We start from the raw sequence: 4,810 nt of genomic DNA on the forward strand, positions 1-4,810 counted from the left end.
TATAAATTTGAAACAGAGGTTGCTGACTTTTTCAGCAACCTCCAGGTATTTTGCGGTATACTGTTCCGACCCCCAATGGTCAAACCCCAAACCCAAAGTCCCCTCGGGTCGTTTCAGGGATATTCACTCCCCACTCTTTCCATAGTTGGGCAATACCCGGGCACTCGGGTCGTTAACGTTGCAGTTTTCCCATTCCTTATTGGGCATCCAGAAATCTTTGATAAGGTCGGCTCTGCCGGGAAAATGGCTTTCAAAAATGTCGCGGTACATCAATGATTCTTTAGAAAATGGTGTCGCAAACGGATATTTCACTTTGGCCCGCTGCAGGTCTTCATCGCTGTAAAGCTCTTCAGCATAAGCTTTCAGATAATCCACCACGCTGTGTCCCACGGCATCCGAAAAGGCTGCTTTTTCGCGATACAGGATATCCTTGGGCAAATAGTCGCCTTCGAAAGCCTTGCGCAGTAGATACTTTCCAATGCCGGTGTAGTTCATTTTCTTTTCGGGACGAATGGCCATAACATATTTTACGAAGTCAAGATCGCCGAATGGAACGCGTGCCTCCAGTCCGTTGGATGAGATGCACCGGTCGGCCCTGAGCACATCGTACATATAAATTTCGCGAAGTCGCTTTTCTGCTTCTGCCTGGAAAGCTTCCGGCGAAGGGGCAAAATCGGTGTATTTGTAACCGAAGATTTCATCGCTGATCTCACCTGTCATCAGTACCCTGATGTTGGTATTTTCATGAATGTATTTGCTGACAATATACATCCCCATGGAAGCCCGTATGGTTGTGATATCCCATGTTTCAATGTTGTAAATAAGGGGACTGAGAGTATCGAAAATATCCTGTTTCGAAAAAAGTACTTCAGTATGGTCGGCACCAAGAAAATCGGCAACCTGACGTGCGTATTTGGTGTCGATGGGGCCGTCTTTTATTCCCACAGCAAATGTGCGGATGGGTTTATCTGTCATACGTGCCGCAATGGCACATACCAGACTTGAATCCAGTCCGCCACTCAGCAGAAAACCCAGCGGTGCATCGCTGTCCATCCGCTTTTCAACCGCCCTGGTCAGTTTTTTGTTAATCTCATTGAAAATGGTTGTCTGCTCATCATCATGGAAAGATTCTACTTTGGCAATATCGTGGTAGCAGACAAATTGGTCACCATCGTAACAGTAGCCCGGGGGAAAGGGGTGCACCTCTTTACAGATGTTGTGTAAAGCCTTCATTTCGCTGGCAAAGATAATTTCACCGTCGGATGTATATCCGTAAAACATTGGACGAATACCAATGGGGTCGCGGGCGGCCATGTATTTGTTCTTTTTACCGTCGTAAATGACACAGGCAAATTCGGCATCCAGCGACTGAGCCATTCCCACGATTCCTTTTTCCAGATACAGGGGAATCATCACTTCACAGTCACTTGATGATTTGAAATGAAATGTTTTTTCATAATGTTTCTTCCACTGACGGAAGTTGTATATCTCTCCGTTACAAATTAGGCTGATATGTTTATAATCGAGGGGTTGATTACCATTGTCAGACAAATCCATGATTTTTAAACGGTGAAAGCCCATCCAGCCGTTCTTGCCAAAGTCTTTCATTACGGTATTGTCGGGACCGCGGTACTGCAACTTTTTAAAGTCATGGACAATCTGCAATCTGTGCATCTGGTCGTCTCCGGTGTAAACAGTAAATCCACACATGGTAATCGGTTTTTAAAATTCCAGTAAAATTATTAATTGTAATGTTTGCAACGACAAAAGTAACAAATTAAAATTAAAAACAAATAAAATACTTACGAATTTCAATAAAACCATCAAAAAAACTTTTAATTGAGTTTTATGGGAGGGTAGAAAGATGGAAAGGTAGGAGGGTGGAATGGTAGGATGGTAGGATAGTGGAATGGTAGGATGAAATGGGCAGAGGGTATGGGGCAGAGGGCATGGAGCATGGGGCATGGAGCATGGAGCATGGGGCAGGAAGCATGGAGTGTGGAGTAAAGATAAAAAGGTAGAACGACCGGCAACCAGCAACCAGCAACCAGCAACCAGCAACCAGCAACCAGCAACCAGCAACAAGTAACAAGTAACAAGTAACCAGCAACCAGCAACAAGTAACCAGCAACAAGTAACCAGCAACAAGTAACCAGCAACCTCAATCCTTCCCCTCTACATATTAATTTCCCGGTCCCGGAAGCCGAGCAGGTAGAGAATGGCATCGAGTCCGATGGTAGAAATGGCGTGTTTAGCCGAAGCTTTAACTTTTGGTTTGGCATGGAAAGCAATGCCCAGGCCCGCTTCGCGTAACATTGGGAGATCGTTGGCGCCGTCACCGACAGCAATCACCTGAGCAAGGTTAATATCTTCTTTGAAAGCGAGGAGTTTGAGCAGTTCGGCTTTCTTCTGACCATTAATGATTTCTCCTATATGGCGACCGGTCAATTTGCCGTCTTTAATTTCGAGTTCGTTGGCAAACACATAATCAAAGTTGAGCTTGTTCTTCAGATAGTTACCGAAATAGGTAAAACCGCCCGAGATAATAGCTGTACGGTAACCATATTTTTTCAGTGTTTTAAACAATCTTTCGGCCCCTTCGGTAAGTGGCAGTGATTCGGCCACCTCTTTCATTACCGATTCATCGAGTCCTTTGAGGAGAGAAACCCGTTGTTTAAAGCTTTCATTGAAATCTATTTCTCCGCGCATAGCCGATTCTGTTATGGCACTCACTTTATCGTATACACCTGCTTTGCGTGCCAGTTCATCAATCACCTCGGCCTGGATGAGGGTGGAATCCATATCGAAGCAGACCAGCCGGCGGTTGCGACGGTAAATATTATCTTCCTGGAAGGCAATGTCTACACCACTGGTACCGGTAATTTCAATGAAGCGGGTTTTCATCTTTTCTATATCGGAAGGTGTTCCCCTTACGGAAAATTCCACTACCGATTTGGTTTTACCATCCGGCTCGTCCAGTGGGATACGGCCACTCAAACGTGATATGATGTCGATGTTGAGTTTCTGGTCCGATATTTCCTTTGTGACGGCCGCGAGTTGACGGGCGGTTAGCTTTGGCGACAACAGGGTAATGATATAGCGTTCTTTTCCCTGGTGGTTGACCCAATCCTTGTATTGCTCTTCGCTGACAGGCGTGAATTTAACGTTGAGACCAATCTCATAGGCTTTGAAAAGTATATCCTTAAGAATTGGTGACGACTCCGATTTTGCGGGCACTTCGAACAGAATGCCCAGCCCCAGGTCCTGATGTATTACGGCCTGACCAATATCCAGAATGTTTACGTTGTATTGTGCAAGAATGCCGGTCAGTGCAGCTGTCTGTCCCGGCTTATCTTCTCCGCTGATGTTCAGTAGTATAACTTCTCTTTTGTGGCTCACGGTATTGTGTTTTATTTAATGGTCACAAAGATAAAGAGCAAATACATGAAAGCGGTGATTTAAGTGAAAAAAATCAACTTATTATGGCAGCAACTCAAATCGTGCCAGTATTGAATATTCAAGCTTTATCTTCTCAAATTCTATTTCCGGTTCCGGCTGAGCAGCTGATTTTCCTGAATGTCCGTATGCCCTGACAACAATATTGGACATCCCTGCAGATTTTCCCTGAAAAGTATCATGCATGAAGGGGTTAAATTCCTGAATGAAAATGGCTTTTCCAATTTTTTGTCCAATTGCATCTGAAAGTGAACCTGCTTTTTCTTTAGCCGCCTTTATCGCATTAATTTTTACTTCGTTCTTGAATTTTTGGATATCAGAGTGATCAATTTTTTCAATTGATATGTTTGAAATTCCGATTTTCTCCAGTTCCTGAAACACTCGTCCTGCAGTCGTTGCATTATTAACCATCAACTGATACTCTTTTTTGGCATTAATTGTTGAACCAATGATCCAGTAATTACGGAAGTTACTCACCATATCTTTGATGGCCAGATTTTTTGAAACATCTATGTCAATGTCTTTGAGTTTTTTTATCATCAATTTTTCGGTTTCATCCAGACTGCTCTTATTTTTCAGGTCCTTTTCGTCAATAATGATTTTTAAATAGATTTCATTCGGGATAATCTCCATTTCAGCTTTTCCGCTTACTTCTATGTAGTTCTGGTCAATAAAGTTTTTCTGGCCTATCTGAGAAAATGAAGTCAATGAAAACGCCGCCAGAATTATTAAAAATAGATTCCTCATTTGTATAAGATTTAAGTTATTGGTCAAATTTGCCTTCTCTCCGCTTTTTTTGACGGCAGGCAGAATCAAACGATTTCTCATATTTCAGATGCATGTTCTTTTAAATGGTTGCTCAATAGTAGCAGTTAAATATTGTAAATATGTAAAAATCCAGTGTTCGTTTTTGAAAGGATCATCCGTATTTATCGATTGTTAGATTTTAGAATATCATATTTAAGATAATTCACATGGGTGCTGAATGTTAAAATGCAGATGCCTTAGCAGAATAATATTGTTCTTATATCTTGATATCTATGCATCTAACCGTCTAATGTTATAGTGGATCGCGGATTTACTTTTTTCTCCAATTTTGAATTTCAATGATGTTCCCTTCAATATCTTTTGCATATATTACTTTTAGCAGTCCTACTCCTTCATATTCTTTCTCTATTAACTCACCATAAGGTTCTCCACCGTTCTCAATTACATTTTGTAATACCTCTTCAACATCATTTACATGAAAGGCTATATGGCTAAAACCAGGATCATTGATTAGAGGTTTTTTATTAATTGGCGATATTTTGTTATATTCAAAAATCTCCAGTGTGGGCCCAGACAAAAAAAAGCG

General features: G+C 42.0%; 4 protein-coding genes. All 4 read right to left on the reverse strand.

Features of this window, described 5'->3' with window-relative positions:
* Nucleotides 1-123 precede the first annotated feature (123 nt).
* Nucleotides 124-1,710: an asparagine synthase B gene (gene asnB, locus OQ5_RS0101115; RefSeq protein ID WP_016775724.1), complete on the reverse strand. Its 1,587-nt coding sequence runs from the start codon at nucleotides 1,708-1,710 to the stop codon at nucleotides 124-126.
* A 465-nt stretch (nucleotides 1,711-2,175) separates the two neighbouring features.
* Nucleotides 2,176-3,399 (reverse strand): phosphoserine phosphatase SerB, encoded by a 1,224-nt coding sequence (gene serB / locus OQ5_RS0101120; protein ID WP_016775725.1) that lies wholly within the window; start codon nucleotides 3,397-3,399, stop codon nucleotides 2,176-2,178.
* An 81-nt stretch (nucleotides 3,400-3,480) separates the two neighbouring features.
* The gene (locus OQ5_RS0101125) at nucleotides 3,481-4,203 is read right to left on the reverse strand and encodes an SIMPL domain-containing protein (protein ID WP_044107236.1); all 723 of its coding nucleotides are present in this window, start codon (nucleotides 4,201-4,203) and stop codon (nucleotides 3,481-3,483) included.
* Between the two features lie 331 nt (nucleotides 4,204-4,534).
* Nucleotides 4,535-4,810 (reverse strand): hypothetical protein (locus OQ5_RS23330; RefSeq protein WP_016775727.1); only part of this gene is annotated, 276 nt, incomplete at its 5' end.

Origin of the sequence: Anaerophaga thermohalophila str. Valhall, from assembly GCF_000250735.1 — a bacterium.
Taxonomy (GTDB): domain Bacteria; phylum Bacteroidota; class Bacteroidia; order Bacteroidales; family Marinilabiliaceae; genus Anaerophaga; species Anaerophaga thermohalophila_A.